This window comes from Thiolapillus sp. (genome assembly GCF_048562965.1).
Lineage (GTDB): Bacteria > Pseudomonadota > Gammaproteobacteria > Chromatiales > Chromatiaceae > Thiolapillus > Thiolapillus brandeum_A.
In genome coordinates, this window is the sequence record NZ_JBHNMF010000560.1 from 1 (window position 1) to 1,122 (window position 1,122).

Here is a 1,122-nt window from a genome sequence, read left to right on the forward strand (position 1 = left end):
AGCCGAGCTTGATGCCTTCATTGCTAAACAGGAGGCATTTATTCGGGACCAGGTGGCCAGGGCCAACGATGGTTCTGTTGCCGTTGCTGGTGGTAAGGAAGCGGCCCCGGTTTCCACCAAATACAAATGTATGTCCTGCGGTGCCTGCCTCTCCCGGCGGCCGAGCCGCAAGAAAGGTCAGTTCTGGTGGGGATGCAGCAATTTCCCAACCTGCGCACAGACCTATCCAGACGTTAAAGGAAGGCCCCACTACAGTAAGGGCCGCAATGTTCAAAAAACTCAGTAAAAGAGAATATTCATATGAACGCTGAAGATCAAAAAAACGTGACGAATAACGAAGACCCGATTTCTTCCAAGCTCGCCGACGCCATGACGCCAGGCTATCAGGCCGAATTCGATCCGGAAGAAGCGGAACGCGCCGGCGCATTTGTCGAGGACGCCCTTTCTGAGCAGGACGCCGCAGAGAGCGGCGCCGATCTGATCGACGCGACTGTTCCGGAGGTGTAAGTCATGGTTGCCAGGAAACCATCGAAAAAACCTTTCCACGAGACCGTTGCTGAGCGACTGATTCAGCAGCTCAAGGACGGTACCGCGCCCTGGCAACGGCCCTGGATGCCCGGCGAAGGCGCTATACCGATGAATCCAACGACCGGGAAACGTTACAAAGGTATCAACGCCGTTTTCCTGCTTTCGCAAGGTCACGGTGATCCCCGGTGGATGACCTATAAGCAGGCGGCGGCTGCCGGCGCACAGGTCCGTAGGGGAGAAAAAGGCACTCCCGTTCAGTATTGGAAATTTACGGAGCAACAAACGAAGCTCGATGACAACGGCAAGCCTGTCCTCGACAACGACGGGCATCCCGTCAAGGTCTCCGTGGCACTTGAACGCCCTCGCGTTTTCTTTGCGACCGTATTCAATGGCGAGCAGATCGATGGGCTGCCGGCCCTTGCGCGCAAACCTGTTCAATGGGATGCCCACGAGCGTGCTGAACACATCCTTAGTGCGTCTGGCGCTACCATCCGGCACGCCGAAGGCAACCGTGCCTTCTACCGTCCGGCTACCGACAGCATTCACCTTCCGGATAAGGGGCAATTCCCCACATCCGATAACTACTACGCTACA

Annotated in this window: 1 protein-coding gene and 2 pseudogenes; all 3 read left to right on the plus strand. The window is 56.4% G+C overall.

What is annotated here, in order from left to right; translation table 11 throughout:
* Positions 1–286 (plus strand): annotated as a pseudogene (locus ACOCD2_RS17670) (DNA topoisomerase III); the annotation flags it as partial.
* A 68-nt stretch (positions 287–354) separates the two neighbouring features.
* A pseudogene (locus ACOCD2_RS17675) lies at positions 355–486 on the plus strand (conjugal transfer protein TraD); the annotation flags it as partial.
* 24 nt (positions 487–510) lie between these two features.
* The coding region (locus ACOCD2_RS17680) for an ArdC family protein (protein WP_419625841.1) at positions 511–1,122 on the plus strand (612 nt) is incomplete at its 3' end.